Genomic DNA, 25,261 nt, shown 5'->3' with positions numbered 1-25,261 from the left:
TCAGAGGACCTTTGCGATCGCGCGGCGCTCGGCCGCGGGCGAGACCGCGAGCACGCCGCGGTCGGAGGGGAGGAGGTCGTCGAGCGCCTCGGCGTCGACGGAGGAGGCGACCACGGTGAACGCGTCGTCGGCGGCGCGGGCGGCGTCGAGCTCGGCCCGGATCGCGCCGCGCAGCTGCGGGTCGGTGACCGTGTCGAGGTCGTCGAGCACCAGGATCGGCGGGGCCGACTCCAGGGCCGATCGGACGTCGGCGACGGGGTCGGCGGCTCCGGCGAGGCGCACCAGCCCGACCCGGCCGCGCACGGCGGCGGAGCGGATCGGCACGACCAGGCCCGCGACCTTCAGGCGCCCGGAGTCGGGGGCGAGCCGACCGGCGATGCTCAGCAGCAGCGCGGTGCGGCCGGAGCGGTGCGGCCCGTGGACCACGAGGGAGGAGCCGGGAGCGACCCGCAGCGAGACGCCGCTGTAGACGGGACCGTCGGGTCCGTCGAGGCGGAGGTCCTCGGCCGCGATCACGTCCGTGGATCCGGGCTCCGGCCAGTCGGCCAGCGCGAGCTCCTTCGTGAGGCCCTCGCCCTCGACGTCGAAGGACGGGAGGATGCGGTCGAGCCAGCGCGGCATGTGCCAGGCGCGGTCGCCGAGCAGGTGCAGCACGGCGGGCACCAGCGTCATCCGCACGATGAACGCGTCGACGAAGACGCCCACGGCGAGCCCGAGCGCGATCGGCTTGATGTTGGTGTCCCCCTCCGGCACGAAGGCGGCGAAGACCGAGAACATGATGACCGCGGCGGCCGTGACCACCTTGGCCGAGCCGACGAAGCCCGACTCGACAGCGGCGCGCGCCGGCCTCCCGTGCACGTAGTCCTCGCGCATCCGCGAGACCAGGAACACCTCGTAGTCCATCGCGAGGCCGAAGAGCACGCCCATCAGGATGATCGGCATGAAGCTGATGATCGGGCCCGTCTTGTCGACGTGCAGAGCGTCCGAGAACCATCCCCATTCGAACACCGCCGCCACGGCGCCGAAGGACGCACCGACCGACAGCAGGTAGCCCAGCGTCGCCTTGATCGGCACCCAGAGCGAGCGGAACACCATCGTCAGCAGCACCAGCGACAGGCCCACGACGAGCAGGCCGAACGGCAGCAGGGCCTTGGCGAGAGTGTCCGAGATGTCGATCCCGACCGCGGTCTGGCCGGTCACTGCGAGGTCGACGCCGTACTCCTGCTGGAAGTAGTCGTGCTTGTCGCGGATCTCGGCGACCAGCGCCTTGGTGGCCTCGGAGTCGGGGCCGCCCTCGGGAATGACCTGGATGATGCCGGTGTCGGCGGTCTCGTTGGGCGTCGCGAGCGGCACCGAGGCGACTCCGTCGAGCTTCTCGATCTCGCCCTTGAGGTCGTCCATCAGGCCGAGCGGATCGGTCGAGCCGATGATCGTGCCGGTGACGATGAGCGGGCCGTTGTAGCCGGCGCCGAAGTTCTCGGCGAGCAGGTCGTAGGTGGTGCGCGCGGGAGTGCCCTCGGCCTGGTAGCCGGCGTCCGGCAGGGCGAGGCGGAGGCTGAGCGCCGGGATGCTCGCGACGCCCAGCACGCCGATCACCGCGATGATCGTCACGATCGGGAAGCGCGTGACGACCCGGACCCAGCCGCGGAAGAACCCGCGCGGGACCTCGGCGTGCACGTGGCCGCCGGGGGAGGCGGTCGCCGCCTCCTCGTGCGCCTCGGTGTCGACGTGGGTGCCCGCGGCGGCGGCGGCCTTCGCGGCCTTCTTCTTCGCGCGGCGCTCCTTCGGGCGCAGCCGCGCGCCGGCGAAGCCGAGGAGGGCGGGGGTCAGGGTGAGCGCGATGACCACGGCGATCGCGACTCCGCCCGCCGCTGCGACGCCCATCGTGGTGAGGAACGGGATGCCCGCGACCGAGAGGCCGACGAGCGCGATGATCACGGTCAGGCCCGCGAAGACGACGGCGGAGCCCGCGGTCGCGGTCGCCCGCGCGGTCGACTCCTCCGGGTCCATGCCCTGCTTCAGCTGGTCCTGGTGGCGGCTGATGATGAAGAGGGCGTAGTCGATGCCGACCGCCAGGCCCAGCATCAGCGCCAGGAGCGGCGTGGTCGAGGAGATCGAGGCGAAGCGGGTGGCGATGAAGATGGCCGACATCGAGAGGGCGACGCCGAGCAGCGCGGTGACCAGCGGCATGCCGGCGGCCAGGAACGAGCCGAAGGTGAGCACGAGGACGACGAGGGCGACCACGAGGCCGATCGCCTCCGTGATGGTCACGCCGGGGAGGTTCTGGGCGAAGAGGTCGCCGCCGAGCGAGACCACGGAGCCGGCGGGCAGCGCGTCCTGGAGGGTCGTCGCCTCGGCCTTCAGCGCGTCGCGGCTCTCGGGGCTCGTGGTGGTGGCGGAGCCGTCCATCTGCGCGGTGATGACGAGGGCGTTCCCGGCGTCGGAGATCGTGCCGGACACGCTGTCGGAGTAGGGGTCCGTGACGGCTGCGACCTCGTCGACGTCGCCGAGCGCGGCGACCGCGTCGCTGACGGGGCCCTTCACGTCGGCGTCCTGGACGCTGCCCCCGTCGGGCGCGACGACCACGTACCGCGCGGACGTGCCGCTGACCTGGGGGAAGGTGCGCTCGAGCTGGTCGAGGGCGGTCTGCGACTGCGTGCCCGGGATGGAGAACGTGTTGTCGGTGCCCTGGTTGAGCAGCAGCGCTCCTCCTCCGCCCGCCACCACGATCAGCAGCCACAGGACGGCGACGAGGCGGTGGGCGCGGTACACGCGACGACCGAGACGGTAGAGCAGCGACGACACGCGGTCTCCTGACGATGGGTGGGGAGGGTGGCGATACGTCTCTGTACCAGGGCGGAGCCGGGCTCCGATACACGAGCGTATCCGATACAGGACCGTATTCGATACGTGAATGTATCGGATAAGGTGAACGGCGTCGAAGGTGTTGACAGGGCGGGCAGGAGGCTGGTGATGACGGCGATCGACTCCACCCCTCCCGAGACCTCCCGCCGCGGCCGCACCCGCGAGCGCCTGCTCGACGCGGCCTACGACGTCTTCGCCGAGACCGGCGTGCACAGCGCGTCCGTCGAGCAGATCTGCGAGCGCGCCGGGTTCTCGCGCGGCGCCTTCTACTCCAACTTCTCCAGCAAGGAGGAGCTGTTCTTCGCGCTCATGGAGCGGGAGAACGGCGCCCGGGTGACGGCCCTCGTCGAGCAGATGGACCGCACGATCCCGCGCGTCGTCTCGGCCGACGAGCCGCTGACGGCCGAGACGCTGGCCGTGGTCATCCTCGACTTCCTCCAGGGTCCTGCCACCGACAACCGCCGCTGGTGCGTGGTCGAGTCGGAGTTCGAGCTGCTCGCGCTCCGCGACCCGCGGATCGCTCCGCAGTACCGCGACTTCCGCGCCGGCTTCGACGCCTCGCTCGTGCAGATCGTGCACGGGGCGCTGCGCCAGGTGCGCCGCGAGTTCTCCCTCGAGCCCACGACCGCCGTGCGCCTGCTGGTGGCGGGCTACGACGACGCGGTCAAGCAGTCGATCCTCGAGGACGAGTCGGAGCCCGCGTCGCTCGAGCGCCTGCGGGCGACGCTGACGGCGATCGTCCTCGCGATCTCGTCCGCCGACGCCTGAGCCGGGTCGGCTCTCGCGGCCGCCGCCGCCGTACCCGCCGGCCGGCTCCGCACCCGGCGGCCGAGCGGCCGCTGGGGAGTGCCGGGTCCGGTCCCCGCTCCTCCGCCCGCGCGACGAGGATGGACCCATGGAACTGCGTCAGCTCGAACACTTCCTCGCCGTCGCGAAGGAGCAGCACTTCACCCGCGCCGCGAGCGCCCTGCAGATCTCGCAGTCGGGCCTCTCGGCGTCGATCCGCGCGCTCGAGAGCGAGCTGGGCAGCCCCCTCTTCACCCGCAGCACGCGCCGGGTCGAGCTGACGCCGGCCGGTCGGGCGATGCTCGCGGAGTCGGAGCGCTCGGTCGCCAGCGCGCTCGCCGCCCGCGACGCGGTTCTCGCCGTGCAGGGGGTGCTCCGCGGGAGCCTCGCGGTCGGCACGGAGGAGTGCCTCGGCGGCGTGCACCTGCCGCGCGAGCTCGCGACCTTCCGCGAGCAGCACCCGGGAGTCGCGCTCCGGCTGATCCACGAGGGGTCCGGCACGCTGCTCGACTCCGTCGCCGCCGGCCGCCTCGACCTGGCGCTGGTCGCCGACATCGGAGCCGTGCCGGGCGGCGTGCGGACGATGCCGCTGGCGAGCGAGGGCTTCGCGGTGCTCGTGCGCCCGGGTCACCCGCTCGCGAGCCGCGTCGGCTGCCGCATCCCGGACCTGGCGGGCGAGACGATCGTGGGTCTGCAGGAGCACTGGGCGGCGAGTCACCTCGCGGCGCGGGCGTTCGCGGCGCACGGCCTCGCGTTCGCGGTCGAGCTCGAGGTGAACGACGTGCACACCCTGCTCGACCTGGTCGAGTACGGCATGGGGATCGCGGTCGTGCCGGCGCACTTCGCCGAGAAGCGCCCGGCCGGGCTGCGGGCGGTGGCGCTCGCCGATCCGCTCCTGGTGTGGCGGACGATGGTGGCGGTGCCGGAACGGCCGAGCGCCGCGGCCCGCGCGTTCGTCTCGGCCCTCCCGCAGCCGCTGCAGGACGCGGTCTGAGCCGGATCGTGCTCGCAACGGAGGAGGGACCAGCGCCGAGATCCCGCGATCCGCGTCGGACCGGTGCCTCGACCGGATCCCTCCTCCGTCATGAACGGGCTCAGTCGAGCGAGGCCAACTCCTCGGGCGTGAGCTCCAGGTCGGCCGCCGTGGCGGAGTCGCGGATGCTCTCGGGGCGGGAGGCGCCCGGGATCGGCAGCACGACCGGGGCCTTCGCCAGCTCCCAGGCGAGGCAGACGACCTGCGGCGTCACGCCGCGGGCCTCGGCGACCGCCGCGAACGCGGAGTAGCGCGAGCCGAGCTCGCCCGCCGAGGAGATGCCGCCGAGCGGGCTCCACGGCAGGAACGCAAGTCCCAGCTCGGCGCAGAGCTCGAGCTCCGGCTCGCTGGAGCGGAACGACGGCGAGAACTGGTTCTGCACCGAGACCAGGCGCTCGCCGAGGATGCCGTGCGCCTCGCGGATCTGGTCCGGGTCGGCGTTCGAGATGCCCGCGCGGAGGACGACGCCCTCGTCGAGCAGATCGGCCAGCGCTCCGATCGAGTCGGCGTAGGGGACCGCCGGGTCGGGCCGGTGGTACTGGTAGAGGCCGATCGCGTCGACGCCGAGGCGCTTCGCGGACGCGCGGGCCGCCTCCTTGAGGTACTCGGGGCGGCCGTCCTGGTCCCAGGGGCCGGGCTCGCGCCGCAGGTGGCCGCCCTTGGTGGCGACGAGCACGGCGGAGGTGTCGCCGCCGTAGCTGCGCAGCGCCTCCGCGATCAGCAGCTCGTTGTGGCCGAGGTCGTCCTGGGTGGCGAGGTGGTAGGCGTCGGCCGTGTCGATCAGGGTCACGCCGGCGCCGAGGGCGGCGTGGATCGTGGCGATCGAGCGCTCGCGGTCCGGGCGGCCCTCGATCGACATCGGCATGCCGCCGAGTCCGATCGCGCCGACCTGGACGTCGCCGAGAGTGCGCTGCTTCATGAATGCTCCTTCGCAGTGGGGTGGGTGGTCACCAGGCGTAGTCCTCGGGGGCTGTCCGGTGACCGGGGAAGATCTCGTCGAGGCGCGCGAGGGCCTCGGCGTCGAGGGTGATGTCGACGGCGGCGACGGCGCTCTCGAGCTGCTCGAGCGTCCGCGGCCCGGTGATCGGACCGGTGACGGCGGGCTGGTGGAGGAGCCACGCCAGCGCCAGCTCGCCGGGCGCCTCGCCGCGCTCGCGGGCGAACGCCTCCCACTGCTCCAGCGCGGGGCGGTGCTCCTCGATCGCGGCGAGGGTGCGCTCGGAGGAGCGGCGCCCGCCCTCCGCGGTCTTCTCGAGGACGCCGCCCAGCAGCCCGCCCTGCAGCGGCGACCAGGGGATGACGCCGAGCCCGTAGTGCAGCGCGGCGGGCAGGACCTCGCGCTCGACGTCGCGGACGAGCAGGTTGTAGATCGACTGCTCGGAGGCGAGGCCGGTGAAGTGGCGGGCGCGCGCCGCCTCCTGCGCCTGGGCGAGGTGCCAGCCGGCGAAGTTGCTGGAGCCGACGTAGAGGACCTTGCCCTGCTGGACGGCGACCTCCATCGCCTGCCAGATCTCGTCCCAGGGCGTCGTCCGGTCGACGTGGTGGAACTGGTAGAGGTCGATGTGGTCCGTCTGCAGGCGGCGGAGGCTCTCGTCGAGCGCGCGGCGCAGGGTGAGCGCCGAGAGGCGGCCGCCGTTGGGCCAGGAGTCGCGGCCGCGCTCGGCTCCGGGAGCGGCGAACTCGCCCATGTCGCCGAAGACCTTGGTCGCGAGGACGGTGCGCTCGCGGCGCTCGCCGCCCTGCGCGAACCAGCGGCCCACGATCTCCTCGGTGGCGCCGCGGCCGGCCTCGCCTCCGTAGACGTTGGCGGTGTCGAAGAAGTTGACGCCGAGCTCGTGCGCGCGGTCCATGATCGCGAACGAGTCGTTCTCCTCGGTCTGCATGCCGAAGTTCATGGTGCCGAGGACGGTGCGGGAGACGGACAGGCCGGTGCGGCCGAGGTGCGTGTACTGCATGGTCCCAGTCGACTCCGGTTCGGGCCGCGTGTCCAACAGGCGCTCGGCATGGGTGCGATCGACGGGGGAGGTCAATCGGGGGCGCGCCGTCCAGGGGCCGCCCGAGCCCCGCCTCGGTCGGGCCTGCGCGTCGGCCGGGTCCAGCGGCCTCGACCGGATCGCCCGCAGCCCGCTGGGCGCGGTGGCGCCCGGCCGCCCGGGTGCCGGGTTAGAGTCGCGGAATGGTCCGGACGACGCAGCGCCTCGTGATCGCCCTCTCCGCCGTGGTCCTGCTCGCCGGCTGCACGGCGGAGGCGACGAGCCCCGCCGCCGCACCCGCCGAGCCGACCGCCTCGACCGCCTCGACCGCACCGCCCGCCGCCGGAGCCGAGTCCACGCCGCGGCCGGTGCCGAGCGTCTCGACCACTCCCGCACCCGTCGAGGACGTCTCGGGCGAGTGCGTCGTCCAGGCGCTCGACGAGGGGACGCTCGACGGCGTCGACCTCGAGCGCGTGCGCGACCGCGGCACCCGCGTCGGCGCGACCGGGACGGCGAGCACCGCCTCCGACGGCGCCCCGGCCTCCTACCTGGTGGCAGCGGGCGACATCAGCGAGCGGATCGCGGACCGGTTCTGCATCAGCTCCGACTACCTCTCCGCGCTGAACTCGGTGCGCCGCGACGGCGTCGACATCGACAGCCTCTACGGCGGCGACACCCTCAACCTCCGCCCGGCGACCGTCCTGAGCGTCGGCGACCAGAACGGCCGCGTCCTCGACAACGCCGAGCCCGACGACCTCCCCGCGCAGACCGGCTGACGCCGCCGACGCCCGCCGCCACTCCTCCCGCCTCGCAGCAGCACGCGACCACCGCGGAAGGCGCGGATCCGACGGCACGTGCGCGGCACTCAGCCCAGGACGCCGATCAGGACAGCGGACACGGCGACGGTCGCCGCGAGCCCGGTCGTCCGCGAGCGGCGGCGCGCCGGATCCTCGAACCACGGCAGCCCGCCCCAGCGCAGCACGGCGCCGGCCGCCCCGGCCGCGGTGAGAGCCACCAGCGCGGCCCAGGGGAGCAGCGTCAGCGCCGACCAGTCGACGAGCGCCCGCCCGAGCAGCAGCACGGCGACGGCCTCGACGCCGCGGGCGAGCGTCCGGACGCGGTCGCGGTCGAGGAGCCCGGCCGCCCGGCGCCGGGGGACGCTCCCCAGGGCGAAGCGGCCGACGGTGAAGGCGACGACGAGCAGGACGAGGATCGAGGCGATCATCACGACTCCTCCCCGGCGCGCTCCAGCAGGCGCAGGCCGAGCTCGTCGACCGAGCTCGCCGTGTCCCCGTTGACGAACACGGCCACGCCGCGCTCCCGGTCCATCGCGAGCATCGTCGAGTAGCCGGAGGTCCCTCCGTTGTGCCAGGTGACGGATCCGCCGTCCTCCGACTCCGAGGTGAACCAGCCGAGGCCGATCCGCGCCCCGTCGGCATCGAACCGCGGATCCAGGACGCTCGCCGCGGGCACCCCCAGCGCGGGATCGTCGGTGAGGAGGGCCTGCGCGTAGCGGGCCATGTCAGCCGCCGTGGAGCGGACGCCGCCCGCCGGCGCGTAGCCCGCCATCGTCCACGCGTCGACGGACCGCCCGCTCGCCGAGAAGCCGGTCGGCGCGTCGGCGGGGAGGGCGTCCGCGGTCTCCGGGACGGAGGTCGCGGTCATCCCGAGCGGATCGAGGACGCGCTCGCGGAGGAGGTCGGCGTAGTCGCGGCCCTCGGCGCGGGCGAGCGTCTGGCCCAGCACCGCCGCACCGAGGTTCGAGTAGGCGTGCACGTGCTCGCCCTGGTCCGCCTCGGCGGCCTGCCGGAGGACGTCGTCGGCCGACCAGCCCGCGTAGGGGTCCGTGCCGCGCAGCTGGGCGAACAGCGTCGAGGCGAGGTCGCCGACACCGGTGGGGAGGCGCGGCAGGCCGGAGCGGTGGGTCGCCAGCTCCTCGAGCGTCCCGGTGAAGCCGCCGACGTCGGCGTGCTCCGCGGCGGGGTCCTCGAGCCCGACCGTCCCCTCGGCGGCGCTCCGGGCGAGGAGGAGCGCGGTCATCGTCTTCGTGACCGATCCGATCTCGACCTCGGTCCGCTCGTCGGCTCCGAGTCCGCCGTAGCGCACGCCGTCGGGCGTGACCACGGCGGCGACGAGGTGGTTCCGCGCCCCGTCTCCGACGTCGGTCCGGAGCCACTCGGCGATCTCGGCGTCGCCCGTCGCCTCGGTCGAGAGGGTGGGAGCGGAGGGGCGGAGCAGCACTCCGCCGAGCAGGACGACGGCCGCGGCGGAGGCGGCGGCGAGGGCGAGGCGGCGGCGGGTCATCGGGGTCCTCCGGAGGCGAGCAGGATCACGAGCAGGGGGACGAGCCGCTCCGGCGGAACGCCGTAGCGGCCGCGGCCGCGCGCCTCCAGCCAGCCGGCGGCGACCAGCTGGTTGACGTGGTGGTAGATCTGTCCGGTGGTACCCGCGCCCTCGCTCTCGGCGAGCTGCGCGACGGTCTCGACTCCGCCGGCCACCGCCTGCAGGAACCGCAGGCGCACGGGGCTGCCCAGCGCGGCGAGCGCGGTCGGCCCGGGGCTCGCTCCCCAGTCGCGCTCGAAGAACGCGTCGGTGCTGAGGCCGTACTGCCACTCGACGGGGCCGGCCGGAGTGGCGACCGAGCCGGCGAAGACGACTCCGCCGGGAGAGGGCAGGCGCTCGCGGAGAGCGGTCAGGGCCCAGAGCGGATCGTCTGCGGCGGGCGCGGCGGGGGTGTCGGCGCACTCGAGGCGGTCCAGCCGCGCTCGGAGCTCGTCGACCTCGCCGGCGAGGTCTCGGGAGGAGGTCATGCCTCCACTATTGCAAAAATTCCGTAATCACGGAACTCCGGAGCGGAGCCGGTACCGCAGAAGACGCGGTGGTCCAGCTCGACCACCGCGACTCCTGCGGACTCGGATCGCCCGGAGGCTCAGCCGAAGTGGCGCGGCAGCACGGCGCCGTTCACCGAGCGCAGCTCGTCCAGCGGCAGCGTGAAGAGGCCCTGCACCTCGACCGCGGGGGTCGCCGCGTCGGTCACGCCGATGCGCAGCACCGGGTAGCCCCGGCCCTCGCAGAGCCCGCGGAACTTCACGTCGTCCTCGCGCGGCACCGACACGAGCACGCGGCCGGTCGACTCCGAGAACAGCGCGGCCGTCGCGTCGACGCCGTCGCGCTCCATCAGCTCGTCGAGCCAGATGCGCGCCCCGACGCCGAAGCGCAGCGCCGACTCGGCCAGCGCCACCACGAGCCCGCCGTCGGCGAGGTCGTGAGCGGAGGCGATGAGCGACTCCTTCGCGCCCGCCGAGATCAGCTCGGCCAGCGCGCGCTCGGCGGCCAGGTCGAGCTGCGGGGGCAGCCCGCCGAGGTGGTCGTGGATCGTGCCGGCCCACGCGGAGCCGTCGAGCTCGTCGCGGGTGGTGCCGAGGAGGTAGAGGTTGTCGCCCTCGTCCTGCCAGCCGGAGGGGATGCGGCGCGCGACGTCGTCGATCACGCCGAGGACGCCGACGACGGGGGTCGGGAAGATCGGCACGTCGCCGGTCTGGTTGTAGAACGAGACGTTGCCGCCGGTGACGGGGATCTCGAGCTCGAGGCAGGCGTCGGCGAGCGCGCCCACGGCCTCGCGGAACTGCCACATCACCTCGGGGTTCTCGGGGCTGCCGAAGTTGAGGCAGTCCGAGACGGCGACCGGGGTCGCTCCGGTGACGGCGACGTTGCGGAACGCCTCCGCCAGCGCCAGGCGGGCGCCCTGCGCCGGGTCGAGCTGGCACCAGCGCCCGTTCGCGTCGGTCGCGACCGCGAAGCCGAGGCCCGACTCCTCGTCGACGCGGACCATGCCGCCGTCGTCGGGGTAGCTGAGCGCGGTGTTGCCGAGCACGTAGCGGTCGTACTGCGAGGTGATCCAGCTCTTGTCGGCGAGGTTCGCCGAGCCCAGGAGCGCCAGGGTCTCGGCGCGCAGCGCGTCGCCGCCGGTCGAGCGGGGCAGTCGGGAGGAGGAGTCGGCCTGCAGCGCGTCGAGCCAGGAGGGGTACTCGATCGGGCGCTCGTAGACCGGGCCGTCGACCGCGACGGTGCGCGGGTCGACGTTGACGATCTCCTCGCCGTGCCAGTTGATGATGAGGCGGCCGGAGTCGGTGACCTCGCCGAGCACGCTGGTCTCGACGTCCCACTTGCCGACGACCTCGAGGAACGCGTCGAGCTTCTCGGGCGTGACGACGGCCATCATCCGCTCCTGCGACTCCGACATGAGGATCTCCTCCGCCGTGAGCGAGGGGTCGCGCAGCAGCACCGAGTCGAGCTCGATGAACATGCCGCCGTCGCCGTTGGAGGCCAGCTCCGAGGTGGCGCACGAGATGCCCGCGGCGCCCAGGTCCTGGATGCCCTCGACGAGGTCCTTGCGGAACAGCTCGAGGCAGCACTCGATGAGCACCTTCTCGGCGAACGGGTCGCCGACCTGCACCGCGGGGCGCTTGGTCGGTCCGCCGTCGGCGAAGGTGTCGGAGGCGAGGATCGACGCGCCGCCGATGCCGTCGCCTCCGGTGCGCGCCCCGAAGAGCACGACCTTGTTGCCGACGCCGCGGGCGTTCGCGAGGTGCAGGTCCTCGTGGCGGAGGACGCCGACGGCCAGCGCGTTGACGAGCGGGTTGCCCTGGTAGACGGAGTCGAAGTAGGTCTCGCCGCCGATGTTCGGCAGGCCGAGGCAGTTGCCGTAGAAGGAGATGCCGGCCACGACGCCGTGCACCACGCGCGCGGTGTCGGGGTCGTCGATCGCCCCGAAGCGCAGCGCGTCCATGACCGCGACCGGCCGGGCGCCCATCGAGATGATGTCGCGGACGATGCCGCCGACCCCCGTCGCCGCACCCTGGAAGGGCTCGATGTAGCTCGGGTGGTTGTGGCTCTCGATCTTGAAGGTGACGGCCCAGCCCTCGCCGACGTCGACCACTCCGGCGTTCTCGCCCATGCCGACCATGAGGTTCTTCTTCATGGCGGGGGAGACCTTCTGCCCGAACTGGCGGAGGTACATCTTCGACGACTTGTAGGAGCAGTGCTCGCTCCACATCACCGAGTACATCGCGAGCTCGCCGCTCGTGGGGCGGCGGCCGAGGATCTCGCGGATGCTCGCGTACTCGTCGGGCTTGAGTCCGAGGGCCGCGTAGGGCTGCTCCCGCTCGGGCGTCGCCTCCGCGTTCGCAGTGGTGTCGGGAACGGCGGTGCGGCTGTCTGCCATGTGCTGGAGGCTCCAGGGGAGGGGGACGGGATGCGCGTCGATCCTACCCGCCGCGGTCGCCGCGGCCCGGGCCCTCCGGTGGAGCGGTGCGGGCACCGGCGCCTAGGATCGGGCGGGTGAAGCGGGCGGCTCTGATCGGGACCGTGCTGTGGGGGCTCTACCAGTGCTTCGGGAACCTCGGAGCGGCGAACATCTCGTCGGACGAGCCCGTGTACCTCGCCGCGGGGTGGGACTACCTGCACGGCGACGTGAGCGCGAACCTCGAGCATCCGCCGACGGCGAAGTACCTGATCGGGCTCGCGCAGGTGCTGCTCGGCGAGGGGCTGCTCGCGGGCAGGATCGCCGCCGGCGCGGCCGCGTTCCTCACCGGGGTGGTGCTCTGGCTCTGGTTCCGGCGCGAGCTCGGCCCGACGCTCGCGCTCGTCCCGGCCGGCCTGTTCCTCCTCCTCCCGCGCACCGCCGTGGGCGCCGGCACCCGGATCGACCGCCTCGCGCTCCTGGAGCCGTTCATGGTGCTCTTCGCCGTCGCGGCGATGGCGGCGGCGTGGACCTGGTCGCGCGCCTCGCCGGGCAGGCGGAGCGGCTGGCTGATCGCGCTGGCCGGTGCGCTGCTGGCGCTGTCGATCACCTCGAAGCTGACCACCGCGGTCCTCGCGCCCGTGCTCCTGCTGCCGCTGCTGTGGTCGGGGAGCAGGGCCCGGGCTCTGCGGGGCGGCCTCGCCCTCTCCGTCGCGTTCGTCGTCACCGGGGTGCTCGCCTACCTGCCGGTGCACCCGGTCGAGGCGATCCGGTACCTGCTCGAGTTCCAGTCCGAGCACAACGCCGACGGCCACCTGATCGAGGTCGCCGGGACCGCGTACGTCTTCCCTCCGTGGTGGGCGAACCTCTGGTTCATGGTCGTCGGCATCGGGCCGGCGGCGCTCGCCGTGCTGCTCCTCGGGACCCTGCTGGCCCTGTTCGCTCCGCGGCGCCGCGCGCTGGTGCTCTACCTGGGCGCCGCGACGCTGCTCCTCCTCGTGTTCCACCTGGCGATCAGCTCGGTCGCGCTGCCGCACTACTACGCGGCGTGGGCGTGGCTCCTCTGCGCGCTGGCGGGCATCGGCATCGCGGAGGCGCTGCGCGGCGGGATCGTGCTGCCCGCGCCCCTCGCCCGCGGCGCCGGCGCGGTGCTCGTGGCCGCCTCCCTCGTGATCGCGATCGCCACCACGGCGGGGATCGCCCAGGAGCGGCCGACCGGGATCGCGCGGGTGGCCGACGTGCTGCGCGAGCGCGGCCTCGACGGCGGCCTGGTCCTCGCGCAGGGCATGTCCTCGGGCGTCTACGTGCCCTACATCGGCGACCGGGTGACGACCGATCCGTCGTCCGCCGGGATCGTCGCCATCGCGATCGAGCGGTCGGCGCGCTTCCCCGTCGATCCGCGCGTGTCCGCCTACCTCGAGTCGGCGCGGCCCGAGACGGTGCGGCTCGACGACCTCACCCTCGTGCTGGTCGACGGACCGCTGCCGTGACCGCTCACTTCGAGCGGCAGGCCCCCGGATCGACGGCGTCCGTCAGCGAGGCGGCCTGCTCGACCACGGGAGTGAGGACCGAGAGCGGGATGGCGTAGCCGACGTTGTCGACGGAGGCGGCCTTGCCGAAGACGACGCCCGACACGGTGCCCTCGAGGGAGAGCAGCGGGCCGCCCGAGTTGCCCTGGTTGACGACGGCGGCGAGGGTCAGCACCTCCCGTGAGGTCGGTGCGCCGTCGACCATCAGCGAGACCGTGGCGTCGGAGGAGATCTCGGCCGAGCCGAGGGTCAGCGGGCCGCCGAAGGGGTAGCCCGCGACCACGGCGTCGTCCCCGGCGGCGACGGCGTCGTCGAGCGGGAGCGGGGAGGCGTCGAGCCCGTCGACGGCGATCACGGCGAGGTCGGCGGCCGGGTCCAGGTAGACGACTCGGCCGGTGCGCGGGGCCTCGCCCGGCGCCTCGACGACCGGCTGCGAGACTCCGCCGACCACGTGCGCGTTGGTGATCACGCGGTCGTCCGAGACGACGAAGCCGCTGCCCGTCACTCCGACGTCGCAGGCCCAGGCCGTGCCGGACACGCGCACGACCGAGCGGGTGGCGGCGGCGACCTCCGGGTCGTCGGTCGAGACGTCCGGGATCGCGGGCGCCTGGGTGGGAGCGTCGAGCGCCTCGACGACCCACGACGTGCCCTCGTCGACCACGGTCGACTGCAGCTGGGCGAGGAAGGCGCGGACGGGGGAGGGGGTGAGGTCGTCGATCGTGCGGATGACCGTCGAGCCGGCGACCGAGGTCGTGACGAGGGGGACGCCGAGGAGGGAGACGGCCGAGGTGACGGCGATCCAGACCAGGCCGGAGATCGCGACGCCGGCGACGCCGCCCGCGAGCCGGTCGAGCAGGCCGAGCTTCACGCGGTCGGCTCCGCGGCCGATGACCGCGCCGAGCGTCGCTCCGATCGCGTAGCCGACGCCCAGCAGCAGCACGGCGGTGCCGATCACGGCGAGCAGGCGCCACTCGCTGCCGGCCGTCCACGACGAGACGGCGGGCACGGCGAACGAGGCGCCGATCGCGCCTGCGACGATCCCGGCGAGACCGCCGAGGGTCCGGAGCAGGCCGCGCCGCAGACCGTCGACGAGCGCGCCGATGAGGCTCAGCACGACGATGACGTCGACGATCACGGATGCACCCACGCGGAACTCCTGCCGGTGTCGGGGACGGGTCCTCCAGCATGACCGACGCGGGATGCGCGGACGCCCGGAGGCGGCTGGCAGTCCGCGGCGGCCGCGGATGCGCGGGGGCGGCGGCGGCGGCGCGGGAGCCGGACACCGCCGGCCGCGCGCTGCCGCCGAGAGGGCGGTGCCGCCGGGAGGGCGGTGCCCCCTAGAAGAACGAGATGCAGTACGGCGTCGCGATCGGCGCGAACAGGCGGTCCATCCGCCCCGCCTCGCCCGTGACGCGCGCCAGCCCGGCCTTCGCCAGGATCGACGGCCGCACCGAGCCCAGCAGCAGCGAGCCCAGGTCGGCCACGTCCAGCGCGAGCTCGGCCTCGTCCCCGGTGCGCTCCACGGTGGCGGAGCCGCCCGAGGCGGTGAGGCGGTAGCGGCCGTCGGCGAGCCCGAGCCCGTCGGCCACCTCGACCACGACCGAGCCGTCAGCGGTCCACGGCCGGGCCGAGAACGCGGCGGCGACGTCGAGGATCCGCAGCCAGATCAGGTCGCCCACGTGGCTCACCTGCACCACGCGCGCGTCGCGGAGCGCCCAGGTCAGCGGATCGTCCACCGGCGCCATGTCCCAGGTCACCGCGGAGGCGAGGTCGACCGCGCCGAGGTAGCCCCAGAGCGCGAGGTAGGCGTCGGCGCCGGGGGCGACGAGGTCGACGATCTCGAGGGTCTTGTCGTCCTCGGGCCCGACCGCGCGGTAGGTCACGAAGCCGTCGAGCGTCCCCTCCTCGTCGAGGTGGACGGCCGAGCGGACGTCGAGGCCGGGCGTGGTCTCGCCGGACGCGGTGCCGACGGAGTTCGCCTCGTAGCGCGACTGGCGGGTCAGCGAGCCGGGGGTCGACGCCTGGAACGCGGCGAACACCGCGGGGATGCACGGCTGCAGCCAGCTCGTCGCGACCACCTCGACGCGGCCGGCGGGCTCGGTCTGCAGGCCGAAGCGCGGCCCGGTGTCGACGCGGATGGAGCGGGTGAAGGCCGAGCGGCCGAAGCCGAACCGGCGGTAGATGGAGGCTTCGCTCGCCGTGAGCGCGGCGACCGGGGTGCCGGCCTCCTTCGCCAGGCGCAGGTCCTCGGTGATCATCGCGCGCAGGATGCCGCGGCGCCGGTGCGTGGGCCGCACGGTCACCTGCGACACCAGGTGCGCCGGCAGCTCGCGTCCGCCGCCGACCTGCAGGGCCCCGGGGAACGCCGCGTAGGTGCCGACCGGCACGCCCGCGCCGTCGAGCCCCTCGGGGGCGGAGGAGTCGACGACCGCGGTGAGCACGCGCTGGTCGGCGACCATGTGCTCGGCCCAGTCGCGCAGCTTCTCCGGCGTGAACTCCTTCTCGTGGAAGCCCGCGTTGATCGCGGTGGCCCACGCGGCGGTGGCGGCGTCGGGACCGCCCTCGTCGTTCAGGGCGGCGGGGAAGCGGCGGAGGTCGAGACCGGTGAGAGGCATCCGTCCAGCCTATTCACCCGGGGTGCGCGGGGGCTGAACCGGTGCGCGAACGGTCACCGCGACGGGCGCGCCCGTAACGCGGACCGCCGTCAGAGCACGGTCCACCGCTTCTCGAGCGCCGCGTCCACCGCCTCCGCGAGCTCGTCCAGCCGCCGGGAGTCGAGGCGCCCCGGGTCCGCGGCCGCCCTGATCCGCCCGCTCATCGCTGCGATCGCCGAGCGCCGCCGCGGCAGGGTCGCGGTGAACGCGCAGTCGCGCAGCAGCACCAGCAGCTCGCCCGCCCGGCCCTGCGCCTCCGCGAGGACCTCGAGCCGCCGCTCGAACGGCGACTCCGGGACCGTCACGCGCAGGAACCCGCCCGGATCCTGGAACGCCGCCGGCGGATCCGGGACCCGCGCGAGCAGCGCCAGTGCGGCGCCCAGCTCGTCCAGATCGCCCTCGTGCGCCAGCTCCTGCAGCCGCGAGTCCACGTCCTCGGCCGGCCCCGCCCCGAGCTCCACCGTCCGCAGCACGAGCGCGTCGAGCCGGCGCTCCTCCTCCTCGCCCGGGACCGACGGAGTCGCCGACCACCACGAGAGCACCGGAGTCGCGGCCACCGCGTGCTCGCCGATCCGCCGCTCCAGCGCGATCAGCAGGTCCTCCCGCGCGGCGAGCGCCACCAGCGCGTCCACGTCGACGTGGAGCAGGGTGCCCGAGGCGGGCGGCGCCACCAGCCGGCGTCCGGACGGAGGGACGGTCTCCGCCCGCGTCCTCGCCCCGGGTCCGCGCTCGCTCGCCCGCAGGATCTCCTCCTCGAGGGTCCGCCGGGGTCGTCGTCGTCCGCTTCCGCGCGCCATGCCGTCACGCTACCGTCGGCCGCATGACCCGGTTCCTCGCCCTCCTCCGCGGAGTGAACGTCAACGGCCGCACCGTCCGCAGCGCCGAGCTCGCCGAGACGGTCGCCGGGATCGGCGTCGACCGGGTGCGGACGGTCCTCGCGAGCGGCAACGCGGCCTTCGACTCCGACAGCCCGGCCGCCGAGCTGAAGCCCGTGCTCGAGGCGGCGCTCGCCGAGCGGTTCGGCTACGACGCCTGGATCGTGCTCGTGACGCAGGAGGCGCTCGCCGCGGTGCTCGCCGCCTACCCGTTCCCGCGGATCGACGAGGAGGCGCATCCGTACGTCGTCTTCGGCTCGGACGAGGAGGCGCTCGACGCCGCGCAGGCCGCGATCGGCGAGCCGGATCCGGCGGTCGAGCTCGTCGCCCGGGGCGCCGGTGTCCTCTACTGGCGCTGCCCGCGCGGCTCCTCGACGGACACGCCGGTCGCACGGATCCTCGCCCGATCCGCCTACCGCTCCACCACGACGACCCGGAACCTGCGCACCGTCGAGAGGCTCGCGACGGCGTGACGTCCGCGGCCGTGGCGGGGCCGCCTCCGGGCTCCGCGAGCGGCACCTCGGGGCGCCTCCGACCTCGGGAGGCGAGGAATCGGGGCTGAGAGCACGCACATTCTTTGGTTAGGCTGTCCTTAGTGCCGGTCCGCTCGGACCCTGCGCCGCCTCCCGCACAGCCTCTCGAAAGGGACCCATGCCCCGCGCCACCACGCCCCTCGCCCTGCTCGCCGCCACCGCGCTGACGATCGGCCTCGCCGGCTGCAGCGGCTCGGCCGCCGGAGACGACGCCGCCGCCGACAGCGGCTTCGCGCCGATCACGATCGAGCACGCTCTCGGCACCACCACCATCGAGTCGGCGCCCGAGCGCGTGGCGACCGTCAACTGGGCCAACCATGAGGTCCCGCTCGCGCTGGGCGTGGTCCCCGTGGGCATGGCCGCCGCCAACTTCGGCGACGACGACGGCGACGGGCTCCTCCCCTGGGTGAGCGAGAAGCTCGACGAGCTCGGCGCCGAGACCCCCGTCCTCTTCGACGAGACCGACGGCATCGACTTCGAGGCCGTCTCGGACACCGACCCGGACGTCATCCTCGCCGCCTACTCCGGCCTCACGCAGGAGGACTACGACACCCTGAGCGAGATCGCCCCGGTCGTCGCCTACCCCGAGACCGCCTGGGGCACCTCCTGGCGCGACATGATCACGCTGAACAGCGGGGCGATGGGCAGGGCCGACGAGGGCGCCGCCCTGATCACCGAGCTCGAGGGCGAGATCGAGGAGAAGGTCGCCGCGCACCCGCAGCTGGCCGGCACCTCGGCGATGTTCCTCACCCACGTCGACCCGACGGACCTCAGCCAGGTCAGCTTCTACACCTCGCACGACACCCGCCCCGCGTTCTTCGAGGACCTCGGCATGGCCACCCCGGGCAGCATCGCCACCGCCTCCGCCGCGACCGACAAGTTCTCGCTCACGCAGAGCGCCGAGCAGGCCGACGCCTTCAGCGACGTCGACGTGATCGTCACCTACGGCGACGACGAGCTCGTGAGCACCCTCAAGGCCGACCCGCTGCTCTCGCAGATCCCCGCGGTCGCCGACGACGCCATCGTGCGCCTGCCCTCCACCCCGCTCGGCACCGCCGCCAACCCGACGCCGCTCTCGATCTCGTGGGTCCTCGACGACTACCTGGACCTGCTCGACGAGGCCGCCGCCAAGGCCGCGCAGAGCACTCCGGCCGCCTGAGCCGGGACCCGACCCGCGTGACCCTCGCCGCTCCTCCCGCCGCCTCGGGCGTCGCCGCCGTGCGCCGCCCGAGGCGGCTGCGCGCCCTCTGGCTGCTCGCGGCCGTGGCCGTGCTGCTCGCCGCCGCCGTGGTGTCGGTGCTGGTGGGGTCGCGGGAGGTGGCGTGGAGCGACGTGGTCGCCGCGTTCGGCGGGTCCACGGACGGGTTCGCGCAGGCCGCGGTCGCCAAGCGCATCCCGCGCACCGTGCTCGCCGCGATCGCGGGCGCGGCCCTCGGCGTCGCCGGCGTGCTGATGCAGGGGGTGACCCGCAATCCGCTGGCCGACCCCGGCATCCTCGGGGTGAACACCGGAGCCTCGCTCGCGGTCGTGACGGGCATCGTCTTCTTCGGGCTGACGAGCTCCGCCGCCTACGTCTGGGTCGCGATCGGCGGGGCCGCGGTCGCCGCGGTCTTCGTCTACACGGTCGGGTCGCTCGGGCGCGGCGGCGCGACTCCGCTCAAGCTCGCCCTGGCCGGCGCCGCCACCTCGGCCGCGCTGGTCTCGGTCATCAGCGCGATCGTCCTGCCGCGCGCCGACATCGCGGGCGGCATCCGCTCCTGGCAGATCGGCGGAGTGGGCGGCGCGACGTCCGCGAGCATCGCGCAGGTGCTCCCCTTCCTCCTGGCCGGCCTCGTCCTCTGCGTGCTCTCGGCCAAGAGCCTCAACACCCTCGCGCTCGGCGACGAGCTCGCCGCGGGCCTGGGGGAGCGGGTCGCCCTCGCGCGCGGCGGGGCCGCCCTGGGCGCGGTCGTGCTCTGCGGAGCGACGACCGCGGTCACGGGGCCCATCGGCTTCGTCGGCCTGGTCGTCCCGCACGCCTGCCGCCTCCTCGTCGGTGTGGACCACCGCTGGCTGCTGCCGTTCTCGGCGGTGACCGGCGCCGTGCTCCTGATCGCCGCCGACATCGTCGGCCGCGTCGTCGCGCGCCCGAGCGAGATCGATGTGGGCATCGTCACCGCGCTGGTCGGCGCCCCGGTGTTCATCGCGATCGTCCGCCGCCAGAAGGTGCGCGAGCTGTGACCGCGCTGGTCGAGGCGCCCTCCGCCACCGCCCGCGCCGTCGCGGCCGGCCGCCGCCGCCGCGGGGCCCGCCGCCGGATCGTCGTCGCCGTCCTCGCTGTCCTGATCGCGGCCGTCCTCGCCGTCTCCCTGCTGGTCGGCCAGACCGTCTACTCGCCCGACGAGGTGCTGCGCGTGATCCTCGGCGAGCAGGTCCCCGGGGCGAGCTTCACCGTCGGGCGCCTCCGCCTCCCGCGCGCCGTCCTCGCCCTCCTGGTGGGCCTGTGCTTCGGGCTCGGCGGAGTGAGCTTCCAGACCATGCTCCGCAACCCGCTCGCCAGCCCCGACATCATCGGGATCAGCGCCGGGGCGAGCGCCGCCGCGGCCTTCGCCATCGTGACGCTCTCGCTCGGGGCCGCGCAGGTCTCGGCCCTCGCGATCGTCGCGGGACTCGTGGTCGCCCTGCTCGTCTACGCCCTGTCCTACCGCAGCGGAGTCGCCGGCACCCGGCTGATCCTGATCGGCATCGGGGTCGCCGCGATGCTCGACTCCCTCACCGCCTACGTGCTCTCGCAGGCCGCCGCGTGGGACCTGCAGGAGGCGTCCCGCTGGCTCACCGGGAGCCTCAACGGCGCGAGCTGGAGCGAGGTCGTGCCGGTCCTCGCCGCGGTCGTCGTCCTCACCCCCGTCCTGCTCTCGCGCTCGCGCGACCTCTCCGCCACGCAGCTCGGCGACGACACCGCTTCCGCGCTCGGCATCCGCGTGAACGCCACCCGCCTCGTCGTGATCGTCGCCGCGGTCGGGCTGATCGCCTTCGCGACGGCCGCCGCCGGCCCGATCGCGTTCGTGGCCTTCCTCTCCGGCCCGATCGCCGCCCGCCTGATCGGGCCCGGCGCGTCGCTCCTCATCCCCTCGGCCCTCGTCGGCGCGCTGCTCGTGCTCGTCGCCGACTTCGTCGGGCAGTTCGGGCTGGGCCTGCGCTACCCGGTCGGAGTGGTCACCGGCGTCCTCGGGGCGCCCTACCTCGTCTACCTCATCGTCCGCAGCAACAGAGCGGGAGGCTCACTGTGACCACCGCGCACACCCTGACGGCCGAGGGGGTCACCCTCGGCTACGGCGACCGGACCGTCGTCGACGGCCTCGACCTCGTCGTCCCGCCCGGCCGCATCACCGCGATCGTCGGAGCGAACGCCTGCGGCAAGTCGACGCTCCTGCGCTCGATGTCGCGCCTGCTCGCGCCCCGCTCCGGCGCCGTGCTGCTCGACGGCAGGGCCGTGCACCGGACGCCGGCGAAGCAGCTCGCCCGCACGCTCGGCCTTCTCCCGCAGTCGCCGACGGCCCCGGAGGGCATCACCGTCGCGGATCTCGTCGGCCGCGGCCGCCATCCGCACCAGGGGATGCTGAGCCGCTGGAGCGCCCACGACGACGAGGCCGTCGCGACCGCGCTCGACGCGACCGACACCGCCGCCCTGGCCGACCGCTCCGTCGACGAGCTCAGCGGCGGGCAGCGCCAGCGCGTCTGGATCGCGATGGCCCTCGCGCAGGAGACCGACGTGCTGCTGCTGGACGAGCCGACCACCTTCCTCGACGTCAGCCACCAGATCGAGGTGCTCGACCTGCTCGTCGACCTCAACCGCACCCGCGGGACGACGGTGGTGATGGTGCTGCACGACCTCAACATGGCCGCCCGCTACGCCGACCACCTCGTGGCCATCGCGCACGGCGCGGTGCACGCCTCCGGCACCCCGGCCGCGGTGCTCACCGAGGAGACGGTGCTCGCCGTGTTCGGTCTCGACAGCCGCATCATCACCGACCCGACCTCGGGCACCCCGCTGATGCTCCCCCTCGGGCGGCACCGCCTCGCCCCCGAGCGGATCGACGCCCCCGGCGGCGCGCAGATGACGGACGTGTAAACGGTTCCACACGGCGGCCGGGGGGCGTATACGATACCTGCAGTCCGCGGCGGACGACCGTCATCGGCGGAACCGCCGAACGCCTGCCCCCGATCAGAGGTCCTCCCCGCCGTGACTGCATCCCCGACGCGCCCCGACGCCTCCGCCCTCCGCGGCGTCCGCGCGCTCCTGTTCGACCTCGACGGCGTGCTCACGCCGACCGCCGACGTCCACATGCAGGCCTGGTCGCGGCTGTTCACGGAGTACCTCTCCTCGCGCGGGATCGCCGAGGGCTACACCGACGCCGACTACTTCCGGTACATCGACGGACGCCCGCGGTACGACGGCGTCCGGGCGCTCCTCGCCTCGCGCGGCATCACCCTCCCCGAGGGCGCGCCCGAGGACGACCCGTCGCTCGAGACCGTCTGCGGGCTCGGCAACCGCAAGAACGACGCCTTCAACCGCACCCTCGCCGAGACCGGCGTCGCTCCCTACCCGGGCTCGCTCCGCTTCGTCGACGCCGCGATCGCCGCGGGCGTGCAGGTCGCCGTCGTCACCTCCTCCCGCAACGGCGTGCCGGTGCTCGAGGCGGCCGGCCTCCGCGACCGCTTCGAGGTCGTCGTGGACGGGCTCCTCGCCGCCGAGCGCTCGATCGCCGGCAAGCCCGCGCCCGACACCTACCTCTACGCGGCCGAGCTCCTCGGCCTCCCGGCCGCCGAGTGCGCCGTCCTCGAGGACGCGCACTCCGGAGTCGCGGCAGGCCGCGCGGGCGGCTTCGGCCTCGTCGTCGGCGTCGACCGCGGAGTCGGGGCCGACACCCTGCTCGAGCACGGCGCCGACCTGGTCGTGGACGACCTGGCCGAGCTGCTCCCCTTCCTCCCCACCGCTCCCGCCCCCGAGGACGCCGCATGAACCCCATCACCTCCGACCCGCTCGACCGGAACCGCTTCCCGATCGACGAGTGGGCCCTCGTCGAGACCGAGTTCGCCTCCGAGCTGCAGGGCCGCACCGAGACGCTCTTCGCCACCGGCAACGGCTACCTCGGCCTCCGCGGCAACGTGGAGGAGGGGCGCGACGGCTACGCCTACGGCACCTTCATCAACGGGTTCCACGAGACCTGGCCCATCCGCCACGCGGAGGAGGCGTTCGGCTTCGCCCGCGTCGGCCAGACCATCGTCAACGTGCCGGACGCCAAGATCATCCGCCTCTACGTCGACGACGAGCCCTTCGTGCTGAGCGAGGCCGACGTCCTCGCCTACTCGCGCCGCCTCGACTTCGCGAACGGCGTGCTCACCCGCGAGCTGGAGTGGCGCACCCCCTCCGGCAAGCGCGTCCTGATCCGCTCGCGCCGCCTGGTCTCGTTCACCGACCGGCACCTCGCGATCCTCGACTACGAGGTCGAGATGCTCGACCACGACGCGTCCGTGCTGATCTCGAGCCAGATCCTCAACCGCCAGGACGGCGTGGACGAGTACCACGCCCCCTCCGGCAGCGAGGGCGCCGGCTTCGACCCGCGCAAGGCGGAGTCGTTCGAGGACCGCGTGCTCCAGCCGCGCCTCAAGCGCGTCAGCGGCACCCGCTACCTCCTCGGCTACCGGACCACCAACTCCCAGATGACCGTCGCCTGCGGCGCCGAGCACCAGCTCGAGACCGAGAACGAGTGGGACCAGACCTCCCAGATCGACGACGACCTCGCCAAGCACGTCTACCGCGTGAAGGCCAAGGCCGGCCGGCCGGTCCGCCTGGTCAAGACGCTGACCTACCACACCTCCCGCGGCGTGCCCGTGCGCGAGCTCGCCGACCGCTGCGACCGCACGCTCGACCGCGCCCGCGAGACGCCGGTCGAGGAGCAGTTCGTCAAGCAGCGCGAGTGGCTCGACGACTTCTGGACCCGCTCCGACGTGCAGCTGGACGGCCAGCCTGCCATCCAGCAGGCCACCCGCTGGAACCTCTTCCAGCTCGCCCAGTCCACCGCCCGCACCGACGGCGGCGGAGTCGCGGCCAAGGGCGTCTCGGGCTCCGGCTACGGCGGCCACTACTTCTGGGACACCGAGGTCTACGTCCTCCCGTTCCTCAGCTACACGGCGCCCCTCGTCGCCCGGAACGCCCTGCGCTTCCGGCAGAACATGCTCGAGGCGGCCCGCTCGCGCGCCTCCGAGCTCAACCAGCGCGGCGCGCTGTTCCCCTGGCGCACCATCAACGGGCAGGAGTCGTCGGCCTACTACGCCGCCGGCACCGCGCAGTACCACATCGACGCCGACATCTCCTACGCGCTCATGCAGTACGTGGGTGCCACGGGCGACGACGACTTCCTCGCCCGCGGAGCGATCGACATCCTCGTCGAGACCGCGCGGATGTGGGCCGATCTGGGCTTCTGGCGCAGCAACGGCGACGACCACTTCCACATCCACGGAGTGACGGGGCCGGACGAGTACACGACCGTCGTCAACGACAACCTGTACACGAACGTCATGGCCCGGGCGAACCTCCGCTCGGCCGCCCGGGCCGTCGAGCTGCTGAAGGCCGTCGAGCCCGCCGCGTACGAGCGGATGGCCGACCGCCTCGCTCTCGACGAGGGCGAGGTGCTCGAGTGGGCGCGCGCCGCCGAGAAGATGCACATCCCCTTCGACGCGCGGGCGGGCATCCACCCGCAGGACGCGGCCTTCCTCGAGAAGGAGCTGTGGGACCTCGAGAACACCCCCGCGAGCAAGCGCCCGCTGCTGCTGCACTTCCACCCGCTGGTGATCTACCGCTTCCAGGTGCTCAAGCAGGCCGACGTCGTGCTCGCGCTGCTGCTGCAGGGCAACGAGTTCACCGCCGAGCAGAAGCGCGCCGACTTCGAGTACTACGACGCGCTGACCACCGGCGACTCGACCCTCTCGGCCGTCGTGCAGTCGATCATCGCCGCCGAGGTCGGCTACAGCGACCTGGCCCGCCACTACTTCCTGTCGGCGCTGTTCGTCGACCTCGCGGACCTGCACCGCAACACCGCGGACGGCATCCACGTCGCCTCGACGGGCGGCGTCTGGAGCGCCCTCGTCTACGGCTTCGGCGGGATGCGCGACCACGGCGGCCGGATCACGCTCGACCCGCGCCTGCCCGACGACTGGGACCGTCTCGCCTTCCGCATCACCCTCCACGGCACGCGCGTGCGCGTCGAGGTGACGCAGACCGAGGTCCTGCTGACGGTCGAGACCGGCGACTCCGCCGCGATCACCGTCCGCGACGAGCGCGTGCACGTCGCCGCCGGCAGCCCCGTGCGCGTCCCGCTCACGCACCAGGGCCGCCGCCTGCACGGAGCGCCGACCACGTCCGACATCGAGGGCACCCGCCGCTCCGACGGCACCGTGATCACCGCCTCGATCCCCACCATCTCGATGACCCCCGAGCCCGAGGTGCTCACCGGTCCCTGAGTCCGTCCCCGCCCGAGTCGCGGGAGGCGTCCGGCCGTCGACGATGTCCTCCGCAGGTGCGGAGGACATCGTCCGTGAGGACCTGTCCGCCGGCCTGATCGGCCGAGCACGGTCCAGGCGGGACTCGGCCGGATCGTCCCGGACCTCGACCTCCTCGTCCTCCGCCGTCCACCTCCTCGTCCTCCGACGTCCACCTCCTCGTCCTCCGACGATCCAGCACCGCGGTCCTCCGAGCCGATCCGGCGGAGGCGCGCCGCTCGGCAGCATG

Annotated in this window: 21 protein-coding genes; 11 read left to right on the top strand and 10 right to left on the bottom strand. The window is 73.8% G+C overall.

Annotation, left to right across the window (positions count from 1 at the left end; genetic code table 11):
* On the bottom strand, nucleotides 1-2,805 hold the full coding sequence (locus C5D50_RS03195) for an MMPL family transporter (RefSeq protein ID WP_104250664.1): 2,805 nt from the start codon (nucleotides 2,803-2,805) through the stop codon (nucleotides 1-3).
* A gap of 168 nt (nucleotides 2,806-2,973) precedes the next feature.
* On the opposite strand from C5D50_RS03195, the gene C5D50_RS03190 reads away from it, so the two are divergent.
* Both C5D50_RS03190 and C5D50_RS03185 read left to right on the top strand, forming a co-directional pair.
* On the top strand, nucleotides 2,974-3,633 hold the full coding sequence (locus tag C5D50_RS03190) for a TetR/AcrR family transcriptional regulator (protein ID WP_104234269.1): 660 nt from the start codon (nucleotides 2,974-2,976) through the stop codon (nucleotides 3,631-3,633).
* Nucleotides 3,634-3,760: 127 nt separating this feature from the next.
* On the top strand, nucleotides 3,761-4,645 hold the full coding sequence (locus tag C5D50_RS03185) for a LysR family transcriptional regulator (RefSeq protein ID WP_104282701.1): 885 nt from the start codon (nucleotides 3,761-3,763) through the stop codon (nucleotides 4,643-4,645).
* Between the two features lie 100 nt (nucleotides 4,646-4,745).
* On the opposite strand, the gene C5D50_RS03180 is transcribed toward C5D50_RS03185, so the two are convergent.
* The gene (locus C5D50_RS03180; RefSeq protein ID WP_104282700.1) at nucleotides 4,746-5,603 is read right to left on the bottom strand and encodes an aldo/keto reductase; all 858 of its coding nucleotides are present in this window, start codon (nucleotides 5,601-5,603) and stop codon (nucleotides 4,746-4,748) included.
* 28 nt (nucleotides 5,604-5,631) lie between these two features.
* Entirely contained in the window at nucleotides 5,632-6,639 is a 1,008-nt protein-coding gene (locus tag C5D50_RS03175) for an aldo/keto reductase (protein ID WP_104225690.1), read from the bottom strand.
* Between the two features lie 221 nt (nucleotides 6,640-6,860).
* Here C5D50_RS03175 and C5D50_RS03170 point away from each other — a divergent pair, with 221 nt between their 5' ends.
* Nucleotides 6,861-7,433 (top strand): hypothetical protein, encoded by a 573-nt coding sequence (locus C5D50_RS03170; RefSeq protein ID WP_104258059.1) that lies wholly within the window; start codon nucleotides 6,861-6,863, stop codon nucleotides 7,431-7,433.
* A gap of 89 nt (nucleotides 7,434-7,522) precedes the next feature.
* Here C5D50_RS03170 and C5D50_RS03165 read toward each other — a convergent pair whose 3' ends face one another.
* From C5D50_RS03165 to purL, 4 genes are all read right to left on the bottom strand, one after another.
* Nucleotides 7,523-7,882: a hypothetical protein gene (locus tag C5D50_RS03165; RefSeq protein ID WP_104225688.1), complete on the bottom strand. Its 360-nt coding sequence runs from the start codon at nucleotides 7,880-7,882 to the stop codon at nucleotides 7,523-7,525.
* The gene (locus tag C5D50_RS03160; RefSeq protein ID WP_104282699.1) at nucleotides 7,882-8,961 is read right to left on the bottom strand and encodes a serine hydrolase; all 1,080 of its coding nucleotides are present in this window, start codon (nucleotides 8,959-8,961) and stop codon (nucleotides 7,882-7,884) included. The genes C5D50_RS03165 and C5D50_RS03160 overlap by 1 nt, the downstream gene beginning before the upstream one ends.
* Complete coding sequence (locus C5D50_RS03155; protein ID WP_104282698.1) at nucleotides 8,958-9,467, bottom strand: winged helix-turn-helix domain-containing protein; 510 nt, start codon at nucleotides 9,465-9,467, stop codon at nucleotides 8,958-8,960. The genes C5D50_RS03160 and C5D50_RS03155 overlap by 4 nt, the downstream gene beginning before the upstream one ends.
* A gap of 119 nt (nucleotides 9,468-9,586) precedes the next feature.
* A complete protein-coding gene (gene purL / locus C5D50_RS03150; protein ID WP_104234263.1) occupies nucleotides 9,587-11,881 on the bottom strand; it encodes a phosphoribosylformylglycinamidine synthase subunit PurL in 2,295 nt (764 codons plus the stop codon).
* Nucleotides 11,882-11,997: 116 nt separating this feature from the next.
* On the opposite strand from purL, the gene C5D50_RS03145 reads away from it, so the two are divergent.
* Nucleotides 11,998-13,389, top strand: a complete 1,392-nt coding sequence (locus tag C5D50_RS03145) for a glycosyltransferase family 39 protein (RefSeq protein WP_181137278.1) — start codon at nucleotides 11,998-12,000, stop codon at nucleotides 13,387-13,389.
* 4 nt (nucleotides 13,390-13,393) lie between these two features.
* Here C5D50_RS03145 and C5D50_RS03140 read toward each other — a convergent pair whose 3' ends face one another.
* From C5D50_RS03140 to C5D50_RS03130, 3 genes are all read right to left on the bottom strand, one after another.
* Nucleotides 13,394-14,575, bottom strand: coding sequence for a MarP family serine protease (locus C5D50_RS03140; protein WP_244230541.1), 1,182 nt, complete (start codon nucleotides 14,573-14,575; stop codon nucleotides 13,394-13,396).
* A gap of 190 nt (nucleotides 14,576-14,765) precedes the next feature.
* Nucleotides 14,766-16,043: a GNAT family N-acetyltransferase gene (locus C5D50_RS03135; RefSeq protein ID WP_104282696.1), complete on the bottom strand. Its 1,278-nt coding sequence runs from the start codon at nucleotides 16,041-16,043 to the stop codon at nucleotides 14,766-14,768.
* An 89-nt stretch (nucleotides 16,044-16,132) separates the two neighbouring features.
* A complete protein-coding gene (locus C5D50_RS03130; protein ID WP_104282695.1) occupies nucleotides 16,133-16,879 on the bottom strand; it encodes a DUF2254 family protein in 747 nt (248 codons plus the stop codon).
* A gap of 23 nt (nucleotides 16,880-16,902) precedes the next feature.
* Between C5D50_RS03130 and C5D50_RS03125 the strand changes: the two genes are divergently transcribed.
* The 7 genes from C5D50_RS03125 (at nucleotide 16,903) to C5D50_RS03095 (ending at nucleotide 24,993) form a co-directional block, all read left to right on the top strand.
* On the top strand, nucleotides 16,903-17,430 hold the full coding sequence (locus tag C5D50_RS03125; protein ID WP_104282694.1) for a DUF1697 domain-containing protein: 528 nt from the start codon (nucleotides 16,903-16,905) through the stop codon (nucleotides 17,428-17,430).
* 178 nt (nucleotides 17,431-17,608) lie between these two features.
* Nucleotides 17,609-18,649, top strand: coding sequence for an iron-siderophore ABC transporter substrate-binding protein (locus tag C5D50_RS03120; protein WP_104282693.1), 1,041 nt, complete (start codon nucleotides 17,609-17,611; stop codon nucleotides 18,647-18,649).
* A gap of 17 nt (nucleotides 18,650-18,666) precedes the next feature.
* Complete coding sequence (locus C5D50_RS03115; protein ID WP_104222742.1) at nucleotides 18,667-19,710, top strand: iron ABC transporter permease; 1,044 nt, start codon at nucleotides 18,667-18,669, stop codon at nucleotides 19,708-19,710.
* Entirely contained in the window at nucleotides 19,707-20,759 is a 1,053-nt protein-coding gene (locus tag C5D50_RS03110; protein WP_244230540.1) for an iron chelate uptake ABC transporter family permease subunit, read from the top strand. Before C5D50_RS03115 ends, C5D50_RS03110 begins: the two co-directional genes overlap by 4 nt.
* Nucleotides 20,756-21,601 carry an ABC transporter ATP-binding protein gene (locus C5D50_RS03105; protein WP_104282692.1) on the top strand — a complete coding sequence of 282 codons (846 nt, stop codon included), beginning with the start codon at nucleotides 20,756-20,758 and terminating at the stop codon, nucleotides 21,599-21,601. The genes C5D50_RS03110 and C5D50_RS03105 overlap by 4 nt, the downstream gene beginning before the upstream one ends.
* Nucleotides 21,602-21,712: 111 nt before the next feature.
* A complete protein-coding gene (locus C5D50_RS03100; protein WP_104222739.1) occupies nucleotides 21,713-22,492 on the top strand; it encodes an HAD family phosphatase in 780 nt (259 codons plus the stop codon).
* The gene (locus tag C5D50_RS03095; protein ID WP_104255974.1) at nucleotides 22,489-24,993 is read left to right on the top strand and encodes a glycoside hydrolase family 65 protein; all 2,505 of its coding nucleotides are present in this window, start codon (nucleotides 22,489-22,491) and stop codon (nucleotides 24,991-24,993) included. Before C5D50_RS03100 ends, C5D50_RS03095 begins: the two co-directional genes overlap by 4 nt.
* Nucleotides 24,994-25,261 lie beyond the last annotated feature (268 nt).

It is taken from the genome of Rathayibacter sp. RFBD1, assembly GCF_002932915.1.
GTDB lineage: Bacteria > Actinomycetota > Actinomycetes > Actinomycetales > Microbacteriaceae > Rathayibacter.
Note: the sequence above shows the minus strand (reverse complement) of the source record. Positions and strands in the feature narration are given on the sequence as shown.

Excerpts from the sequence above, each read along its gene's own strand:
- C5D50_RS03190 (WP_104234269.1), top strand. The coding sequence starts at position 2,974 with ATGACGGCGATCGACTCCACCCCTCCCGAGACCTCCCGCCGCGGCCGC.
- C5D50_RS03185 (WP_104282701.1), top strand. The coding sequence starts at position 3,761 with ATGGAACTGCGTCAGCTCGAACACTTCCTCGCCGTCGCGAAGGAGCAG.
- C5D50_RS03180 (WP_104282700.1), bottom strand. The coding sequence starts at position 5,603 with ATGAAGCAGCGCACTCTCGGCGACGTCCAGGTCGGCGCGATCGGACTC.
- C5D50_RS03175 (WP_104225690.1), bottom strand. The coding sequence starts at position 6,639 with ATGCAGTACACGCACCTCGGCCGCACCGGCCTGTCCGTCTCCCGCACC.
- C5D50_RS03170 (WP_104258059.1), top strand. The coding sequence starts at position 6,861 with ATGGTCCGGACGACGCAGCGCCTCGTGATCGCCCTCTCCGCCGTGGTC.
- C5D50_RS03165 (WP_104225688.1), bottom strand. The coding sequence starts at position 7,882 with ATGATCGCCTCGATCCTCGTCCTGCTCGTCGTCGCCTTCACCGTCGGC.
- C5D50_RS03160 (WP_104282699.1), bottom strand. The coding sequence starts at position 8,961 with ATGACCCGCCGCCGCCTCGCCCTCGCCGCCGCCTCCGCCGCGGCCGTC.
- C5D50_RS03155 (WP_104282698.1), bottom strand. The coding sequence starts at position 9,467 with ATGACCTCCTCCCGAGACCTCGCCGGCGAGGTCGACGAGCTCCGAGCG.
- purL (WP_104234263.1), bottom strand. The coding sequence starts at position 11,881 with ATGGCAGACAGCCGCACCGCCGTTCCCGACACCACTGCGAACGCGGAG.
- C5D50_RS03135 (WP_104282696.1), bottom strand. The coding sequence starts at position 16,043 with ATGCCTCTCACCGGTCTCGACCTCCGCCGCTTCCCCGCCGCCCTGAAC.
- C5D50_RS03130 (WP_104282695.1), bottom strand. The coding sequence starts at position 16,879 with ATGGCGCGCGGAAGCGGACGACGACGACCCCGGCGGACCCTCGAGGAG.
- C5D50_RS03125 (WP_104282694.1), top strand. The coding sequence starts at position 16,903 with ATGACCCGGTTCCTCGCCCTCCTCCGCGGAGTGAACGTCAACGGCCGC.
- C5D50_RS03120 (WP_104282693.1), top strand. The coding sequence starts at position 17,609 with ATGCCCCGCGCCACCACGCCCCTCGCCCTGCTCGCCGCCACCGCGCTG.
- C5D50_RS03095 (WP_104255974.1), top strand. The coding sequence starts at position 22,489 with ATGAACCCCATCACCTCCGACCCGCTCGACCGGAACCGCTTCCCGATC.